15 protein-coding genes are annotated in these 17,519 nt (G+C 74.1%); 9 read left to right on the forward strand and 6 right to left on the reverse strand.

The features are described 5' to 3' along the window. Positions 1-547, reverse strand: a 547-nt coding sequence (locus ADL22_RS19360; protein ID WP_159048688.1) for a LacI family DNA-binding transcriptional regulator, incomplete at its 3' end; no start/stop codon positions are given. Between the two features lie 345 nt (positions 548-892). On the opposite strand from ADL22_RS19360, the gene ADL22_RS19365 reads away from it, so the two are divergent. From ADL22_RS19365 to ADL22_RS19390, 6 genes are all read left to right on the forward strand, one after another. Next, positions 893-2,185: an ABC transporter substrate-binding protein gene (locus ADL22_RS19365; RefSeq protein WP_066980938.1), complete on the forward strand. Its 1,293-nt coding sequence runs from the start codon at positions 893-895 to the stop codon at positions 2,183-2,185. 4 nt (positions 2,186-2,189) lie between these two features. Beyond that, positions 2,190-3,095, forward strand: a complete 906-nt coding sequence (locus ADL22_RS19370) for a carbohydrate ABC transporter permease (protein WP_066980942.1) — start codon at positions 2,190-2,192, stop codon at positions 3,093-3,095. 11 nt (positions 3,096-3,106) lie between these two features. Further along, positions 3,107-3,946, forward strand: a complete 840-nt coding sequence (locus ADL22_RS19375) for a carbohydrate ABC transporter permease (RefSeq protein ID WP_234430772.1) — start codon at positions 3,107-3,109, stop codon at positions 3,944-3,946. A 28-nt stretch (positions 3,947-3,974) separates the two neighbouring features. After that, positions 3,975-5,246 carry a glycoside hydrolase 5 family protein gene (locus ADL22_RS19380; protein WP_199836333.1) on the forward strand — a complete coding sequence of 424 codons (1,272 nt, stop codon included), beginning with the start codon at positions 3,975-3,977 and terminating at the stop codon, positions 5,244-5,246. Continuing rightward, positions 5,243-7,339, forward strand: a complete 2,097-nt coding sequence (locus ADL22_RS19385; protein WP_066980948.1) for an endo-beta-N-acetylglucosaminidase — start codon at positions 5,243-5,245, stop codon at positions 7,337-7,339. The genes ADL22_RS19380 and ADL22_RS19385 overlap by 4 nt, the downstream gene beginning before the upstream one ends. A 66-nt stretch (positions 7,340-7,405) precedes the next feature. Then, positions 7,406-10,486, forward strand: a complete 3,081-nt coding sequence (locus tag ADL22_RS19390) for an alpha-mannosidase (RefSeq protein ID WP_066980951.1) — start codon at positions 7,406-7,408, stop codon at positions 10,484-10,486. 49 nt (positions 10,487-10,535) lie between these two features. Here ADL22_RS19390 and ADL22_RS19395 read toward each other — a convergent pair whose 3' ends face one another. Next, positions 10,536-10,826 (reverse strand): hypothetical protein, encoded by a 291-nt coding sequence (locus tag ADL22_RS19395; protein ID WP_066980954.1) that lies wholly within the window; start codon positions 10,824-10,826, stop codon positions 10,536-10,538. 155 nt (positions 10,827-10,981) lie between these two features. On the opposite strand from ADL22_RS19395, the gene ADL22_RS19400 reads away from it, so the two are divergent. From ADL22_RS19400 to ADL22_RS19410, 3 genes are all read left to right on the forward strand, one after another. After that, positions 10,982-12,007, forward strand: coding sequence for an alpha/beta hydrolase (locus ADL22_RS19400; protein ID WP_066980957.1), 1,026 nt, complete (start codon positions 10,982-10,984; stop codon positions 12,005-12,007). Between the two features lie 64 nt (positions 12,008-12,071). Further along, positions 12,072-12,269 (forward strand): antitoxin, encoded by a 198-nt coding sequence (locus ADL22_RS19405; protein WP_079064267.1) that lies wholly within the window; start codon positions 12,072-12,074, stop codon positions 12,267-12,269. Positions 12,270-12,318: 49 nt separating this feature from the next. Then, positions 12,319-12,894: a GNAT family N-acetyltransferase gene (locus ADL22_RS19410; RefSeq protein WP_066980965.1), complete on the forward strand. Its 576-nt coding sequence runs from the start codon at positions 12,319-12,321 to the stop codon at positions 12,892-12,894. 76 nt (positions 12,895-12,970) lie between these two features. Here the strand turns inward: ADL22_RS19410 and ADL22_RS19415 are convergent, their stop codons facing one another. From ADL22_RS19415 to ligD, 4 genes are all read right to left on the reverse strand, one after another. Next, entirely contained in the window at positions 12,971-13,183 is a 213-nt protein-coding gene (locus ADL22_RS19415; protein WP_066980967.1) for a cold-shock protein, read from the reverse strand. 295 nt (positions 13,184-13,478) lie between these two features. Continuing rightward, entirely contained in the window at positions 13,479-14,705 is a 1,227-nt protein-coding gene (locus ADL22_RS19420) for a D-alanyl-D-alanine carboxypeptidase family protein (RefSeq protein ID WP_079064268.1), read from the reverse strand. Positions 14,706-14,849: 144 nt separating this feature from the next. Further along, a complete protein-coding gene (murJ, locus tag ADL22_RS19425) occupies positions 14,850-16,571 on the reverse strand; it encodes a murein biosynthesis integral membrane protein MurJ (protein ID WP_079064269.1) in 1,722 nt (573 codons plus the stop codon). Between the two features lie 26 nt (positions 16,572-16,597). After that, positions 16,598-17,503 (reverse strand): non-homologous end-joining DNA ligase, encoded by a 906-nt coding sequence (ligD, locus tag ADL22_RS19430; RefSeq protein ID WP_066980970.1) that lies wholly within the window; start codon positions 17,501-17,503, stop codon positions 16,598-16,600. Positions 17,504-17,519: the final 16 nt, after the last annotated feature.

Genomic DNA, 17,519 nt, shown 5'->3' on the forward strand with positions numbered 1-17,519 from the left:
CTTCGGCATCGGCGAGGTCGGCGGGGGCGGCAGGTTCGGCCGGGTCGGCCGGGGCGCCGATGACGGTGGCGGGCAGGCCGAGGGCGGTGAGCAGGCCGGGCCGGGGGTCGTCGGTGCGCGGGTCGACGACGAGGACGCCGTCCACCCGGCGCTCGGCCCACCAGCGGCGGTGGAGGGCGCACTCGGCGGCGAGGTCCTCCACGACCTGGAGCAGCAGGGCGGTGCCGCGGGCGGAGAGCACTTCCTGGATGCCGGAGACGAGTTGCAGGAAGAACGATTCGACGCCGAGGGTGCGGGCGGGGCGGGCCAGGACCAGGCCGAGGCAGCCGGCGCGTTCGCCGGAGAGGGCGCGGGCGGCGCTGTTGGCCTGCCAGCCCAGTTCGTCGGCGACCCGGCGGATCCGGGCGCGGGTGCCGGCCGAGACGCCGGGGCGGTCGTTGAGGGCGAAGGAGACCGCGCTCTCGGAGACCCCGGCCCGGCGGGCGATGTCCTTGATCGTCGGGCGGCGCGCCGGCCTGCGGCGGGCGGCCTCACCGGGCGCTGTCATCGCGGGCTCCTCCCCGGCCGGACGGCGTGGGTGCCGACAGTGTGGGCAGCGCGGCCGGGCCTGTCAAACCCCGTCGGGCGCCCGTGCCGTGCGTGCGGAAAATCCTTGCGGATACGGGGTGTTGACACCCGCTAAAGCGCATTAGTAGCGTCGTGCCGCGGCGCGGTCCGGCAGCCCGGTAAGGGGTGTGAGCGCGCCGGATCGCCGCACCGTGACGACCCCGTTGATTCCGCCCGCATTCCCCGGTCCGAGCACGTCCGCGTACGTCCGAGTACGCCCTCAGATTCACGGTCCACAAACCTTCCGGTCCGAGTACGTCCGAGCACGTCAGCCAAGGAGCCGGCCATGCGTCGTACCGTCCGTCGGGCACCCGCCGCCATAGCATTGCTGACCGGCTGGGCGCTGCTGCTGTCCGGCTGCGGTGCGCCGGGCGGCGGGGATTCCGGGAATGTGTCGGGGAAGGTGGCCGGCAAGGTCACGTTCCAGACCTGGAATCTCAAGGCGCGTTTCCAGAAGTATTTCACCGGTCTGATCACGGAGTTCGAGAAGACCTATCCGGGCACGGAAGTGGTGTGGGTCGATCAGCCGGCGGAGGGGTACGCGCAGAAGCTGAGCGCGGACGCCGCCGCCGGGACGCTGCCCGATGTGGTCAATGTGTCGCCGGATCTCGCCTATCCGCTGGCGAAGGCCGGGCTGGCGCTGGACCTGGAGAAAGCGGCCGGGAAATACCGCGGGGAATACCTGGACGGGGCGTGGCGGAGCCAGCAGATGCCGGGACTGCCCGGGGTCTACGGCTTCCCGTGGTATCTGAACACCGGCCCGATGTTCTACAACAAGGAGCTGTTCCGGAAGGCCGGTCTCGATCCGGCGAAACCGCCGGCCACCTACGACCAGTTGTTCGCCGACGCGCTGGCCATGGCGCGGAACAGCCGCCGGCGGATCGCGATGCTGGCCGGCGCCCCGGCGGTCGAGGACTTCGGACGCTACGGCGTCCCGCTGATGGACGCGGCCGGTACGCGTTTCACGTTCAACGGGCCCAAGGGCGTGGAGCTGGTGACGCGTTACCGCGAGCTGTACGCGGCCGGGGCGCTGGATTCCCAGGCGCTGACCGCGGTGGCCGAGTCGGCGGGGCGGAAGTTCGCGCAGCAGTCGGTGGCGATGAATCCGGGCAGCGCGCTGGACCTGGAGAATTTCCGGCGGGACGCGCCGGAGCTGTACCGGAACATCGGTATCACCGACGCGGTCAGCAACACCGGTAAGGCCAATATGTATGTGCAGGGCCTGATGGTGAACGCGCGGAGCGGGGTGAAACCGGCCGCGGTGGCGTTCGCGCACTTCGTCACCGATCGGAAGCACCAGATGGCGTTCGCCCGGCAGGTGACGGTCTTCCCCAGTGCGCGGGGCGCGCTGGACGATCCGTACTTCACCAAGGAGGACGGGACGGATGCCACGCGGGTGCGGGTGGCGGCGGCGAAATCGCTGAAGACGGCGGTGAATTACACACCGGTGGTGTTCAGCGACCAGATGAAGACGGCGCTGCGCAATGCGGTGGCGCGGGCGTTGCAGGGAAAGCAGTCGCCGAAGGAGGCGCTGGATTCCGCGGTGGCGGAGTGCGACCGCCTGCTGAGGAACGGCTGAGCCGGTGCGTACGGAGGCGGAGCGGCGGCCGGCCCGGGGAATCCGTACGCGGCTGCCGGTGAGCCCCTGGCTTTTCCTGGCGCCGGGGCTGCTGATCACCGGCGGATTCACCCTCTATCCGTTCCTGAGCACGGTGGCGCGGTCGTTCACCGATGCCCGGACGCTGACCGCGGGGCGTTTCACCGGCGGCGCCAATTACCGGGAGCTGGTGCACGATCCGGTGTTCTGGACGGCGCTGCGCAACAGCTTGCTGTACGTGGCGGGGGTGGTGCCGCCGCTGGTGGTGCTGCCGCTGCTGCTGGCGCTCCTCGTCCAGCGGCAGGTGCCCGGGATCGCGTTCTTCCGGGCCGCGTTCTACACCCCGGTGGTCGCCTCGGTCGTGGTGACCGGGCTGATCTGGGTGTGGCTGCTGGACGACCGGGGGCTGGTCAACGCGGTGCTGTCGGCGCTGGGCTCGGGCCGGGCCGGGTTCCTCAGCGATCCGTGGCTGCTGCTGGGCAGCGCGATGGCGGTGACGGTGTGGAAGGGCCTCGGCTACTACATGATCGTTTATCTGGCGGCGCTGGCGCGGGTGCCGCGGGAGCTGCACGAGGCGTGCGCGGTGGACGGGGCCGGTGCGGTGCGGCGGTTCCTGACCGTGACGGTGCCGGCGGTGCGCCCGACGATGGTGCTGGTCGCCGCGCTGGCGGCGGTCAACGCCTGCCGGGTGTTCTCCGAGGTGTATCTGCTGGCCGGGCCGGGCGGCGGGCCCGGCGGGGAGGACACCACGCTGGTGATGCTGGTCCAGCAGGCCGGGACGGGGCTGAGCGGCCGGACGGGTTACGCCTCGGCGCTGTCGGTGGTGGTGTTCGTGCTGACGCTGGGGCTGATGCTGCTGGTGCTGCGCGCCGACCGGACGGCGGACCGGTGAGCGGGCCGCGGGTGCCTGGCCGGGCGGGGCGCCGGTGGTGGCCGCTGGTGGTCCGCTACGTCCTGCTGCTCGGGGTGCTGGCGCTGACCATCGGGCCGTTCCTGTGGCAGCTGTCGACGTCCCTGAAGGGGCCGGGCGAGGACATCTACCGCTTCCCGCCGAGCCTGCTGCCGCAGCGGCCGACGCTCGCCAACTACGGCGCGGTCGCCGAGGTGGTGCCGGTCTGGGACTTCGCGCTGAACTCCCTGCGGGTCGCCGCGGCGAGTGTGCTGACCAACTGCGCGGGCGCGGCGCTGGCCGGCTACGCGCTGGCCCGGCTGCGGTTCCGGGGCCGCCGGGTCGCGCTGCTGGTGTTCCTGGCGGCGCTGCTGGTGCCGGCCGAGAGCATCCTGGTCGCCCAGTTCCTGACGATGCGTCAGTTCCAGTTGAACGACACGCTGCTGGGCGTCGTCCTGCCCGGCAGTATCGGCGCGCTGAACGTCCTGCTGATGCGGAACGCCTTCGCCGCGCTGCCGCCCGAGGTCGAGGAGGCGGCGTTCGTGGACGGCGCCAACGCCTGGCAGCGGTTCACCCGGATCGCGCTGCCGTCGGCCCGGGGGACGCTGGCGGTGGTCGCGGTCTTCGCGTTCATGGGCGCCTGGGACGACTTCCTGTGGCCGCTGATCGTGCTGAGCGACCAGTCGAAGTTCACCCTGACCGTCGGGCTGAACTACCTGCACGGCACGTTCGCCGACAACCAGCGGCTGGTGGCGGCCGGGTCGGTGATCGCCGTGCTGCCGCTGATCGTGCTGTTCGCCTGCCTCCAGCGCTCCTTCTTCCGCGGCGCCGGCGAGGGCGCCGTGAAGGGCTGAGGCCGCACCCCACCGGAGGGACCCCACCGTGCCCGTACCGAACGAGGACCGCCGGATCCGCTTCGGCGTCAACTACACGCCCAGCCAGGGGTGGTTCCATCACTGGCTGGATTTCGACCTGGACGCGGTGTGCGCGGACCTGGACGCGATCGCGGGGCTGGGCCTGGACCACGTACGGGTCTTCCCGCTGTGGCCGCTGTTCCAGCCCAACCGCACCCTGATCCGGCCGCGCGCCGTCGAGCAGCTGGTGCGCCTCGCGGACGCGGCGGCCGAGCGCGGGCTGGACGTGGCGGTGGACGGCCTCCAGGGCCATCTGTCGAGCTTCGACTTCCTGCCGGCCTGGACCCGGACCTGGCACCGGCGGAACCTCTTCACCGACCCGGAGGTGCTTTCCGGCCAGGAGGAGTACCTGCGGACGCTGGCCGCGGCGCTGGCCGACCGGCCGGCCTTCCTGGGGATGACGCTGGGCAACGAGATCAACCAGTTCGCGGACGGCCCGCACCCCGATCCGGACCGGATCACCGGCGCGCAGGCGGCGGCCTGGCTGGAGCGGATGCTGGCCGCCTGCGAGCGGGGCGCGCCCGGCCGGCCGCATCTGCACGCCGCGTACGACGCCGCGTGGTACCGCGACGGCCATCCGTTCACCCCGGCGCACGCCGCGCGGCTGGGCGCGATGACGGCGGTGCACTCCTGGGTGTTCAACGGGACCGCGCAGCGGTACGGCCCGGCCGGGGCCGCCACCGAGCAGCACGCCGCCTACCTCATCGAGCTGTCCAAGGCGTGGGCGGTGGACCCGCGGCGGCCGGTGTGGCTCCAGGAGGTGGGCGCGCCCGCCCCGCACATCCCCGGGGAGCGGGCGGCGGCGTTCACCGCGGCGACCGTCACCCACGCGCTGGACTGCCCGGACGTGTGGGGCGTCACGTGGTGGTGCTCGCACGACGTCCCCCGGTCGCTCGCCGACTTCCCGGAGCTGGAGTACGGGCTCGGGCTGCTGGCCGAGGACGGGTCGGTCAAGCCGGTCGGGCGGGCGTTCGCGGCGCTGGCGGCGCGGTGGCGGGGCCGTCCGCACCGGCCGCCGGCCCGGACCACCGCGGTGGTGGTGGACGCCGGGGACGTCGAGGGGGCGCCGCGCCGCTCGGTGTGCGCGCCCGGCGGGCCGGTCTTCGACGCCTGGGCGGCGCTCGCCGCGCGGGGCGCCCGGCCCGCCCTCGTCCTCGCCCAACTCTCCGAGGACGCACATCACTTGGCGTCCCGGGGGATCACCGAGGTGTGCCGTCCCGAGGAGGTGGGGCGGCGGTGAGCCGGCCGGCCCGCCGCCGGGTGCTGGCCGCCGGGGCGGGGGCGGCGGCCGCCCTGCTCGGCGTCCCGGCGGCCTCCGCCGCGCCCCGCCCCGGCGCGGACCCGGCGGATCCGGCGGCCCCGCTCCAGCCGTACGCCGCGTACTGGTTCCCCGACACGCTGCCGGCGGGAACGCCCCCGGACGGGGTGGTCTGGCGCAGTCTGGCGGCATGGACGCCGGAGACCGACCGCGATCTGCCGTTCAACACCGCGACGGTGCCGCTCGCCGCGCGGTTCACGCCGGTGCCCGCGAACCGCTCGGCCCGCGCCGGGCAGGCCCGGATCAGCGCGCTGGTCTCCTTCGGGCCGACCGCGGGCCTGCCGTCCCAGGGGGAGGCCACCGCCGACCGCTACGCGCCGACCCACTGGGCGTATCTGGACGAGCTGGTGTTCTGGGGCGGTTCGTCCGCCGAGGGGCTGATCCTGGCGCCCGCCGCCCCGGTGGTGGACGCCGCGCACCGCAACGGCGTCCCGGTGCTGGGCACGGTCTTCCTGCCCCCGGCGGCGTACGGCGGGCAGCTGCGCTGGACCCGCGACCTGGTGCGCGAGGACGGCGCCGGGCGCTTCCCGCTGGCCGCGAAGCTGGTGGCGGTGGCCCGGGCGTACGGCTTCGACGGCTGGTTCGTCAACGCCGAGACGGACGGCGGCGATCCGGCGCTGGCCGCCCGGATGCGCGGTTTCCTGCGGGCGCTGCGGTCCGGCGCCCGGCGGCACGGGCTGCGGGTCACGTGGTACGACGCGATGGACCGGGACGGCCGGGTGGCCTGGCAGGGCGCGCTGAACGACCGGAACGAGGAGTTCTTCCAGGACGCCGCGGGGCCGGTCGCCGACACCGTCTTCCTGGACTTCCGGTGGACCGCCCGGACGCTCGCCGACTCCGGGCGGCGGGCCGCGCGCCTGGGCCGGGACCGCTACGCGCTGTGGGCCGGGGTCGATGTCGAGGCGGCGGGCCGGGACACCGCGGTGGACTGGGACGCGATCGCGCCGCCCGGCCGCGACCATGTGGTGTCGTACGGCTTCTACCGGCCGGAGTGGACGCTGCACCACCTGCCCGCCGGGCGGACGCCCGGGCAGTTCCACGCCGAGGACGACCGCTTCTGGACGGGCGGGGCGGAAGCCGGCCCGGACCGGGCGGCGGACCCGGTCCGGGCGGCCGCGGGCGGTGGCGGCTGGCGGCCCCCCGCCGCGCTCGTCGCCGACCGCTCCACGGTCACCGCGCTGCCGTTCGCCACCGCCTTCAACACCGGGCACGGACTGCGCTGGTACGAGCGCGGCGCGGTCACCTCCGGCACGCCGTGGTACCACCTGGGCCTCCAGGACCGGCTGCCGCCGCGCCGCTGGCCGGTCCGCACCCGCTCGCCGCGCCCGGACATCGCGCTGGACTTCGCCGACGCCTGGTACGGCGGCAGTTCGCTGCTGGTCCGCGGCCCGCTGCCGTTCCCCGCCGTGCTCGACCTGTTTCCGGTCCGGCTGCCGTGCCCGCCCGGCACCGTTCTGGAGCTGGTGCACCGCGCCGACCCGGGGTCCGGGCCGGTGGCGGTGGAGGCCGCGGTGGCCCTGCGGGACGCCCCGGCGCCCGGCGCGCCGGTGCCGTACGCGTACCTCCCGGCCGGGACGGTGCGGGCCGGCGGCTGGCGGACCGTCTCGCTGCGGCTGGACGGGCTCGGCCCGGGAACGGTACGGGCGCTGGGTGTGCGGCTGACCGGGCGGGGCGGGCGGCCGGTGGCCTGGCGGCTGGGCGCGCTGGCGGTGCGCGGCGCCACCGGGACACCGGCCGCGCCCACCGGGCTGGCGGTCACCGGCGCCGCCACCGGCGGCGGGGCCACCGCGCTGCGGCTGGTGTGGCGGCCGGCGCCCGGCCCGGTCCGCCACTACGCGCTGCACCGCCGGCTGCCCGGTGGCGCCCGGCACTTCCTCGGCGGCACCTGCGGTACCGCGTTCTTCGCCGCGGGCCTGCGCCGGGCCGGCCGGGAGGCGGCCGCGGTACTGGAGGTGCGGGCCGTGGACGAACTGTTCGCCGCCTCCGCCCCGGCCACTGTCCGGCGCCCCTGGTGACCGCGGCCCCGGCCCGTAGGACCGCACCCCTCCCCCACCTTCCCCCGACTTCTGGAGCCGTCCGCCATGCATGACGATCGCGCACTGGTCGAAGCCCGTCTCGCCCGGGTCCTCAACGAACGCATCCGGCCCGCCGTGTACGCGGAGTCGGTCCCGCTGGAGGTGGCGGCCTGGGTGGCGCCCCGGGCGGAGTCCGGCAATCCGGGGAGCGACCCGGTGGCCGAGGGGCTGGCCGCGCCGCACACCCCGGTGGCGGTGGGCGATGCCTGGGGCGCGCCCTGGCGGACGACGTGGTTCCGGGTCCGCGGGACCGTACCGGAGGAGTGGGCCGGGCGGACCGTGGAAGCGGTGCTGGACCTGGGCTTCGACGAGCGGATGCCGGGGTTCCAGTGCGAGGCGCTGGTGTATCTGCCGGACGGTACGCCGGTGAAGGGCCTCAACCCGCGCAACCAGTGGGTGCGGGTGGGGGCGCCGGTGCGCGGCGGGGAGCGGGTCGAATGGCATCTGGAGGCCGCGTCCAACCCGGTCATCCTCGACGTCCACCCGTTCCGGCCGACGCCGCTCGGCGACCCGGAGACGGCGGGCGACGCGCCGCTGTACCGGCTGGCCCGGATGGATCTGGCGGTCTTCGACACCGAGGTGTGGGAGCTGGTGCAGGACCTGGAGGTGCTGGGCGAGCTGATGGCGGAGCTGCCGGTGGACGCCCCGCGGCGCTGGGAGGTGCTGCGCGCGGTGGGCCGGGCGCTGGACGCGGTGGATCTGCAGGACGTGGGCGGGACGGCCGCGGCGGCCCGCCGGGAGCTGGCCGGGGCGCTGGCGGCGCCGGCGGCCGCGTCCGCGCACCGGATCAGCGCGGTGGGGCACGCGCACATCGACTCGGCGTGGCTGTGGCCGCTGCGCGAGACGGTCCGCAAGGTGGCCCGGACGACGGCGAACATGACGGCGCTGCTGGCCGACGAGCCGGAGTTCGTCTACGCCATGTCGCAGGCGCAGCAGTACGCCTGGATCAAGGAGCACCGGCCCGAGGTGTACGCGAAGGTGAAGCGGGCGGTGGCGGAGGGGCGGTTCGTCCCGGCGGGCGGGATGTGGGTGGAGGCGGATACGAACATGCCCGGGTCGGAGGCGATGGCCCGGCAGTTCGTGCACGGCAAGCGGTTCTTCCTCGCGGAGTTCGGGATCGAGAACGAGGAGGTGTGGCTGCCGGACACCTTCGGCTTCGCCGCCGGGCTGCCGCAGATCATCAAGGCGGCGGGGTCGAAGTGGCTGCTGACCCAGAAGATCTCCTGGAGCCGGGTGAACGCCTTCCCGCACCACACCTTCCGCTGGGAGGGCATCGACGGCACCCGGATCTTCACCCACTTCCCGCCGGTGGACACCTACAACTGCCAGCTCTCGGGCGCCGAACTCGCCCACGCGGCAAGGAACTTCCGGGAGAAGGGCGCGGCCCGGCACTCCCTGGCGCCGACCGGCTGGGGCGACGGCGGCGGGGGCACCACCCGCGAGATGGTGGCCCGGGCGCGGCGGCTGCGGGACCTGGACGGTTCGCCGGTGGTGTCGTGGGAGAAGCCGGCGGACTTCTTCGCGCGGGCGGAGGCGGAGTATCCGGGCGCCCCGGTGTGGGTGGGCGAGCTGTATCTGGAGCTGCACCGGGGCACGCTGACCAGCCAGGCCCGCACCAAGCGCGGCAACCGCCGCGGCGAGCATCTGCTGCGGGAGGCCGAGCTGTGGTCGGCGGCGGCCGCGGTCGCCACCGGGTTCCGCTATCCGTACGAGGCGCTGGACCGGATCTGGAAGACGGTGCTGCTGCACCAGTTCCACGACATCCTGCCCGGGTCCTCGATCGCCTGGGTGCACCGGGAGGCGGAGCGGACCTACGCCGCCGTCGCCGCGGAGCTGGAGGAGCTGATCGCGGCGGCGCTGGCGGCGCTGGCCGGCCCCGGGGAGCGGCGGCTGCTGGCGAACGCGGCGCCGCACGCCCGCGGCGGGGTGCCGGCGGGCGCCGTGGGCGCGCCGGTCACCTCGGGCGCGCCCGTGGCGGCCGGTCCGCGCCCCGGCGGCGGCTTCGTGCTCGAAAACGGCCTGCTCCGGGTGGAGATCGACGGCCGGGGCCTGGTCGTCTCCGCGTACGACGAGACCGCCGGGCGGGAGGCCGTCGCCCCGGGCGCGGCGGCCAATCTGCTCCAGCTCCACCCGGACTTCCCGAACATGTGGGACGCCTGGGACGTGGATGCGTTCTACCGCGATGTGGTCACCGATCTGACCGGCGCGGAGGAGGTCGCGCTCGCCGAGGCGTCGGACGGGGCCGCTTCGGTCCGCGTGGTCCGCCGCTTCGGCCGCTCCCGGGTGGTGCAGACGCTGACGCTGGCCCGGGGGCAGCGGCGGCTGGACATCGACACCGAGGTGGACTGGCACGAGACCGAGAAGTTCCTCAAGGCCGCCTTCCCGCTGGATCTGCACGCCGAGCGGTGGGCGGCGGAGACCCAGTTCGGGCACCTGTACCGGCCCACCCACACCAACACCAGCTGGGAGGCGGCCAAATTCGAGGCGTGCGCGCACCGCTTCGTGCACGCCGGGGAGCCGGACTGGGGCGTGGCGCTGGTCAACGACGCGACGTACGGGCACGACGTGACCCGGACCGTGCGGGACGGCCGGGACGGTACCGCGCCGGGCACCACCACGACCGTGCGGCTCTCCCTGCTGCGCGCGCCGCGCTTCCCGGACCCGGCGACCGACCAGGGCCTCCACCGCTTCCGGTACGCGCTGGTGCCCGGCGCGACGCTCGGGGACGCGGTGCGCGAGGGCTACCGGATCAATCTGCCGGAGCGGGCGGTGACCGGGGCCGGGCCGGTGGAGCCGCTGGTCGCGGTGGACCACGACGCGGTGGTGGTCAGCGCGGTCAAGCTGGCCGACGACCGCGGCGGCGATGTCGTCGTCCGGCTGTACGAGGCCCGCGGCGCCCGGGCCCGGGCCACGGTGACCGCCGGCTTCCCGCTGGCCGGGGCGGTCGCCACCGATCTGCTGGAGCGCCCGGTGGACGACGGTCCCGAGCTGGTGCGGGACGGCCGGGCGGTGCGGCTGGCACTGCGGCCGTTCCAGATCGTGACGCTGCGGCTGCGCCGGGCGGCGGACCCGGCCCCGGCCGGCTGACCGGGCGCCCGGGCGGGGCGTAGCCGGTTCTTACGGGCCCGGGCCCGGCTCACCCCGGGTCGGCGGACGGCGTGCGGGCGTCGTGGCAGGTGTCGCGGCGGGCCGCCTGGCGCCGGTCCCGCCCGGCGGGACGGCCCCGGCCGCGCGGCGGGCCGGGGCCGGGCGCGGGGTCCCGGCCCGGGTCCCGGCTGGGGTCCAGCCCCAGCATGTCCATCAGCAACGACAGATCCGCCGCGTCCCGCGCGCGGCCGGCCAGCGCCTTCCTGGCGCGCCGCCGCTCCTCGGCGCCGGGCCCGGCGCGGGAGGCGCCGTCCTTCGCACTGCGGTGTTCATCGGTCACCGCTGCATTCTCGGCCGGACCGGGGTCCGCTGCCCGTCGAGCGGGCCGATGGGCGCACCACGGAACCGCCGGCAGCGGAATTCCCTCTTTATGGGCACTTGCACTTTGATCGTCCACGGTCACTCGTCTGTGATCGTCCAGTAGCGGAGTCACCGTTGAAAATCCCTTACGCCCGCGCGCTCACGGCCGTCGTCCTCGCCTCCTGCGCCCTGCTCACCGGCTGCTCGGAGAACGGCGAGCCGGTCGACTTCAACGCGGGCGCCCCGGGCAACCCGTCGTCCCCGGCCACCCCGGTCGACAAGGACACCCGGATGCCCACCGGACCCAAGAGCGAGTTCCGGATCACCCGCACGCTGGACGACGGCACGCATATCGCCCGGACGACCCTGACGGGCGCGAAATCCCACGTCACCGGCAGTGTATGGGTGTGGGCCCCGAAGGAATACCAGGACCCGAAGTACGCCAAGAGCGGTTTTCCGGTGCTGATAGCCCTGCCGGGCGGCCTGGGCAGCCCGAAGGACAAGGACGGCGTCACCAACTACTGGGTCGGCGGCGACATCAAGCTCCAGGAGAATCTCACGAAGTGGACGTCGGAGGGCAAGAGCCTGCCGTTCATCGTGGTGATGCCGATGCTCAACCCGGACACCCGCTACCACGACGGCAGCGACATACCCGGGCAGGCGAAGATGGGCACCTGGCTGACCGATGACGTGGTCGATCTGGTGAAGGCCAATTTCCGCACCTTCGACTCGCGTGACGGCTGGGCGTTCATGGGCTCGTCCTCGGGCGGCTTCGCGAGCCTGAAGGCCGTGCTGAAGTACCCGGAGAAGTTCAAGGCGGCGATCGCCAGCGGCCCGGACATCGTGCCGGATTCCCCGATGTGGGCCGGCCACCAGAAGGAGAAGGACGCCAACAATCCGGAGAAGCTCGCCGCGCAGCTGCTGAAGAAGGGCGGCCCGGACGTGTACCTCGCGTTCCAGGCCGGCAGCAAGGAGGGCGCGGCGGTCATCAATCCCGTCAACCGGTTCCGCCAGAAGTACGGCAAGGGCCCGATCCACACCGCGCTGCAGATGATCCCCGGCGGCCGGCACAACGCCTGGGACTACGAGAAGGGCATGGAGACCAGCTCCATCAAATTCATCAGCGACCATCTGAAGGCGCCGATCCCCAGCTCCTCCTGATGCGCCCGGCCGGGCCGGGGGCGATCCTGGCGGTGCGGGGAACCCGTGCCGAGGAGGACCACCCATGTCTGTGTTGGACAAGCTGAAGCAGATGCTCAAGGGCCATGAGGACCAGGCGGGCAAGGGCATCGACAAGGCCGGCGACTACGTCGACGAGCGGACCCAGGGCAAGTACAGCGGCCAGGTCGACACCGCGCAGGACAAGCTCCGCGAGCAGCTCGGCGGCGACCAGGGCCCGGACCGGCCGCAGCCGCCGCAGTAGTCCGCGCACGGCCGGGGACACCGGAACGCCCGGTGATTAGGCTGGACGGATGATCACCACGTCCGTCCGGCTCGTCCCCGGCATCGTGCTGCGTCCCGCCGAGGTGGCGGACGCGGCCGCGTTCGCGCGGGCCTATCAGCGCAGTCTGGAGCACCTCCGCCCCACCGAGCCGGTGCGGGCGGCGGATTACTACACCCCGGCCGGCCAGGAGGCCCGGCTCCGCGCCGCGGTGGCCGAGCGGGACGCCGGCCGGGCCATGCCCTGGGTCCTGGCCGGCGAGGTGGACGGCGGGTCCGGGGAGCCGGAGGTGGCCGGCGCGATCACGCTGTCCCAGATCACCTACGGGCCGCTGCGCAGCGCGAGCGTCGGCTACTGGATCGACGTCGGCCACCTGCGCCGCGGGCTCGCCTCGGCCGCGCTCCGGGCGGTCTGCGCGCTGGCCGACGAGGAGCTGGGCCTGCACCGGCTGGAGGCCGGCACGCTGCTGGAGAACACCGCCTCGCAGCGGGTCCTGACCGGCTGCGGCTTCACCCCGTACGGCACCGCGGAGCGGTATCTGCACATCAACGGCGCCTGGCGGGACCACCGGCTCTTCCAGAAGATCCTCAACGACCGGAACCCGTAGCCCGGCCCGCACGCGGCGGCGCCCGCCCCTGCGCTGTGCGGGGCGGGCGCCGTCGTACGGAAAGGCGGAGCGGGCGTCACGCGGTCGGGGTCACCCGGATCTTCTCCGCCTGGGGGCCCTTGTGGCCCTGCGTCACCTCGAACGTCACCTTCTGGCCTTCCAGCAGCTCGCGGTAGCCGGTGGCGTCGATGTTGGAGTAGTGCGCGAAGACGTCGGCGCCGCCGTCGTCCTGCGCGATGAAGCCGAAGCCCTTTTCCGAGTTGAACCACTTCACCGTGCCCGAAGCCATGTATGCGTCTCCTTCGCTCTATGGGCCCGAATCGGCTCCCGCACCACGCGGGACCCGGAGGTGATCGCCCTGGTCCGGAGACGTACCGGACAGCAGGAACGCCCGTGAACGCGGCACGGGCGCCCGGCACTTCGGAACCACGACAGCTGATCAGGACGCTACACCGACCCGGCCCGCCAGTCATCACAAACCGTGGCAAACGCGTCACGCTTCACCGGGCAAGGCCATATCGCGTCCTCCGTATCCGGGATCGATCGGACGGATGTACGAGAGGTGGGCGGGGCCGGCGGGACCGTCAGGAGGCCGGGCCGCCGCCGTCCTCCTGGGCGGCCGGCCGCCGGCGGCGCCACCACAGTCCGGCGCCCAGCCCGGCCAGCGCCACCACCCCGGCGGCGGCCGAGGACCACACGATCAGATCGCCGGTCCGGCCGGCGGGGCGGTCGGCGGCCGCCGGGTGCAGCGCGGTGACCGCCTGCCGGGCGGCCGGGCCGGTGCCGGTGCCGGGCCGGCCGTGGGGCGCCGGGGCGGGCAGCACACCGACCGCCGCGGCCCGGGGCGCGGCGGCGAAGCCCCAGTCCAGCAGCGCCCGGGCCTCCTCGTAGACCGCGTTCCCGGCGCCCGACTGCGGGTTCATCACCGTCACCAGCAGGGTCCGGCCGCCGCGCCGGGCGGCGGCGATCAGGGTGTTCCCGGCGTGGCTGGTGTAGCCGTTCTTCACCCCGATCAGCCCGTCGTAGGGGGTCACCCCGTGCGAGCCGACCAGCAGCCGGTTGGTGTTCTGGATGCCGTACGCGTCCGGGCCGGCGTCCTCGGGGAAGCGGGCCGTGCGGGTCGCGGCGAGCCGGGCGAAGTCCCGGTTGGTCAGCCCGGCCTGGCCGAAGAGGGACAGGTCGTAGGCGGACGAGACCTGGCCGGGCGTGTCGAAGCCGTCGGCGGACTCGACGGTGGTGTCGCGGGCGCCCAGCCGCTCGGCGGTGGCCTGCATGTCGTCGATGGTCTTGCCCCAGCCGCCGTTCATGGCGGCCAGGGCGTGCACCGCGTCGCTGCCGGAGCTGAGGAAGACGCCGTGCCACAGGTCCGCGACGCGGTAGGGCATGTCTTCCTTGATGCCGGCCAGCGCGCTGCCGGCCTCGATACCGGCCAGGTCGGCGGCGGAGACGGTGTGCACCGCGCCCTGGGAGAACTTCGGCAGCACGGCGAGCGCGAAGAGCGTCTTGAGGGTGCTGGCCGGCGGCAGCGGCCGGTGGGCGTCCTTGGCCGCCAGCACCCGGTGGGTGCCGAGGTCGGTGACGATCCAGGACAGCGCCGACACCCGGGGCGGCTCGGGCACGCCCGGCCGGGGCAGGAACTGCACGCCGGGCTCGTCCAGCAGATCCTCGGTACGGGCCGGTGGCGCGCCGCGCAGGTCGTCGACGCCGTTCGGGCCGTCGGCGGCCGCCGGGCCGCACAGGGCCAGCAGGCTCGCGGTGCACACGGCGGCGGCGGTCAGGGCTCTGACGGGGGACCAACTCGCTCTGGACATGTGGCCACGCTAAGAACGCCGGGGGCCGCGCGCCGGTTGGCCTACTCCATACGGTTCCGGCCGCCCGCCGCCGGTGTGGCGCCCCGTCAGGAAGGCGGATCCCGCCGAGGTGCCCAATGCCCTTGCACCACCGGCGGGTTGGGCTCACCTCAGCCCCGGCAGGCTCCGCAGTTCCCCGATCCGCAGCGCCTTCGCCACCAGGACGAACGCCGCCGCCATCGTCGCCCCGCCGGCGGCCAGGGTCAGCGCCGCCGTCCAGCCGGGCGGCACCGCCACCCCGGCGCAGGCCCGCGCCACCAGCAGCCCCAGCCCACCGGCCGCCGCCGCGGCCGCCGCCAGCTTCCCGTACGTACGGCACAGCCGGCGCCCGTCGAGCCGGCCGGCCAGCCGGCGGCGCAGCAGCCGCGCGGTCAGCAGCAGCCCCAGCCCGTACGCCAGGCTGTAGGCGGCGGCCATCCCGGTGACCGCCCAGCGGGCCGGCAGCCACAGGTGGCAGGCGGTGGCCAGCGCGATGTTGGTGCCGGCGATCCACACCGCCATCCAGAACGGCGTCCGGGTGTCCTCGAAGGCGTAGAAGCCGCGCAGCAGCAGGTACTGGGCGGAGAACGGGATCAGGCCGAGGCCGAACGCCTGGAGCATCTGCCCGGCCGGCCGGACCGAGACGGCGTCGGCCGCGCCGTGCGCGAACATCAGCTGGGCCAGCTGCGGGCCGAAGACCAGGAAGAAGAAGGCGGCCGGGACGATCACCACGCCGCTGACCCGCAGCCCGCGGGAGAGGTCCGCGCGCAGATCATCGAGGCGGTGCTCGGTGACCGCGCGGCTCATCCGCGGCAGCAGCGCGGTGACGAGGGAGACGGTGACGATCGACTGCGGGAGGTTCCAGATGGTCTGGGCGTAGCTGTAGGCGGTGTAGCCGGCGCCGGCGGTGGGGAGTTCCTGGTCCGCGGCGTTGGCGTAGTGGGTGACGACGGTCATCGCGGCGAGGTTGGCGAGCACGAACAGCAGCGTCCAGCGGGCGGCCGCGACGCTCTTGCGCAGTCCGCTGCCGCGCCAGTCGAAGCGCGGCCGGAAGCGGAAGCCGCAGGCGCGGACGAACGGGATCAGGGCCAGGCCCTGGAGGGCGATCCCGCCGGTGGTGGCCAGGCCCAGCAGGCCGATCTGGCCGGGGGTGATGTCCTCGACGCGGTCGGCGCCGGCCAGCAGCCCGAGGTAGAGCCCGAACATCGCGATCAGGACGATGTTGTTGAGCACCGGCGTCCACATCATCGCGCCGAACTTCCCGCGCGCGTTGAGCACTTGGCCGAGGATGAAGTAGAGCCCGTAGAAGAAGATCTGCGGCAGCAGGAAGCGGGCGAAGACCACGGTCAGCTCGAAGGCGGCGTGGTTGCCGGGGGTGTCGGGCGTGTAGACCGCGACGATGCCCGGCGCCGCCCACACCGCGAGCAGCGTGCCCACCGCCAGCACGCTCAGCACCAGCGTCACCAGCCGCTGCTCGTACGCCCGGCCGCCGTCCGGCTGCTCGGCGCGGGCGCGGACGAGCTGCGGCACCAGCACGGAGTTGAGCGCGCCGCCGATGAGCAGGGTGTAGATGCTCATCGGGACGACGTTGGCGGTGTTGTACGTGCTCGCCAGCAGCGCGGTGCCCAGCGCCGCGGCCTGGAGCACCTGGCGGATCAGGCCGGTGGCGCGGGAGACCACCGTGCCGGCCGCCATCAGCAGCGACGAGCGCCGCAGTCCCCCGCCGGCCGGCGGTCCGGCGGCCGCCCCGGGCTCGCCGGTTTCCGGCCCGTCCGGCAGGCGCAGGGCCAGGGTGTCGTGGTCCACGCGCAGCCGCATGGTGTCGTGCTCAGGGGTCCCCTCCGTCATCCGGTCAATCTAATGGATCATCCGGATCAGGCGATCCGGCGGCCGGCCTTCGGCACCGGCGCGGCCCCGGCCGGGCTCAGCAGCGGGGCGTGCAGATCGCCGTAGCGCTCGCGGCGGGCGGCGATCTCCTCGAAGCGGAAGGAGAGTTGGTCCGGCGCGGTGCAGCCGGCGACCTCCTCCCAGGTGACCGGGGTGGAGACGGTCGGTTCGGGGCGGGCCCGCAGGGTGTAGGCGACCGCGGTGGTCTTGGCGGCGGCGTTCTGCGAGAAGTCGATGAAGACCTTGCCGGGCCGCAGCGACCGGGTCATCTTGTGCGTGACGAGGTCCCCCAGCGCCGCCCCGGCCTCCACGGCCAGCGTCCGGGCGTAGGCGGTGGTCCGGTCGGACGGGGTGGGCTCGACGGCGACGACGAGGTGCAGGCCCTTGGAGCCGCTGGTCTTGGCGTAGGCGTCCAGGCCGTCGGCGGCCAGCCGGTCGCGCAGCCACCGGGCGGCGGCGCAGCACTCCACGATGGTGGCGGGCTCGCCCGGGTCGAGGTCGAAGACCAGGCGGTCGGCCACGCCCGGCGCGCCGCAGGTCCACTGCGGGGTGTGCAGTTCGACGACGAGGTTGGCGGCCCAGACCAGGGACGCGAGGTCCTGGAGGACGATCTGCCGGACCGGTCCGGACCTCGAATGGGGGACCTCGCAGCTCTTCACCCAGGAGGGCGTGCCCGGCGGGACGTTCTTGGTGAAGAACCGCTGGCCGTCCGGCCCGTCGGGGTAGCGCAGGAAGGACACCGGCCGGTCCTGGAGGTGCGGGAGGAGGAGGTCCGCGGTGGTGGTGCAGTAGTGCAGGACCTCACCCTTGGTGGTGCCGGTCGCGGGATACAGGACCTTGTCGAGGTTGGTCAGGGAGAGGCGCCGCCCCTCCACGACGGTGATCGGCGGCATACCATTGAGAATCCCA

This window comes from Streptomyces sp. NRRL F-4489 (assembly GCF_001509485.1).
Taxonomy (GTDB): domain Bacteria; phylum Actinomycetota; class Actinomycetes; order Streptomycetales; family Streptomycetaceae; genus Streptomyces.